The organism is Bacillus sanguinis (assembly GCF_018332475.1).
GTDB lineage: Bacteria > Bacillota > Bacilli > Bacillales > Bacillaceae_G > Bacillus_A > Bacillus_A sanguinis.
Window position 1 is genome coordinate 1 of sequence record NZ_BOQB01000473.1, and the last position, 780, is coordinate 780.

Annotated in this window: 2 protein-coding genes; both read left to right on the plus strand. The window is 32.3% G+C overall.

All coding sequences use genetic code 11. From position 1 onward, the window contains the following. Nucleotides 1-339: YitT family protein (locus KI369_RS27795; protein ID WP_212958861.1), on the plus strand; the 339-nt coding region annotated here is incomplete at its 5' end. Nucleotides 340-582: 243 nt separating this feature from the next. Next, a partial coding sequence (locus KI369_RS27800) for an ATP-binding cassette domain-containing protein (protein ID WP_212958863.1) occupies nt 583-780 on the plus strand: 198 nt, incomplete at its 3' end.

A 780-nucleotide genomic window follows, 5' to 3' on the forward strand; every position in this document is an offset into this window, starting at 1 on the left:
GAACAAGCTATGTATTCTGTTATGACCTACTATATTGCATTCAAAACAATTGATACAGTCATTCAAGGTCTAGATGAAACGAAAGCAGTTTTAATTGTATCAGATCAATATGAGGAAGTATCAAATGCGATTTTGCATCGTCTTGGTCGTGGAACTACAAAGCTTGTGGCAAAAGGCGGTTACACGGATAAAGAAAAAGAGGTTATTTATGCCGTTGTAACGCGTCTGGAAGTGACAAAGTTAAAATCAATTGTGTATGAAATTGATGCAAATGCATTTGTTACGATTATGAGTACACAAGAGACAAATGGTGGTAAGTTTAAATCAGCTATTCACTAAAACATGTATCCCGCTATTTGAGGACAAATAATTGGTAGGAGATGGCCTCATCTGATTAAGGTTTCATTTTATAGGAATATTTTTTGAAAGCAGAGAATTTTTCTCTGCTTTTTGTTATAATAGTAAGGTTTCTTGAAAAAAATGATATATTTTAGGCAGATTGGTTTACAACTATAATAAGCTGTACTATAATTCAAATAGATATAAATCGGAATCATTCTTAATTAAAATAGGTGAGATGCTATGAATAATATATTAGAAATAGAAGGATTGTCATTTCGATATGAAGATCGAAATGTGTTAGAAGATATTAATTTGCAAGTTCCGAAGGGAGCTTTTTTAGGTTTAGTTGGGCCAAATGGTTCTGGGAAATCAACTTTGTTAAAATGTTTATTAGGCGTTTTAAAGCCAAAACAGGGAAGTATTCGTTTGTTTGGTGTT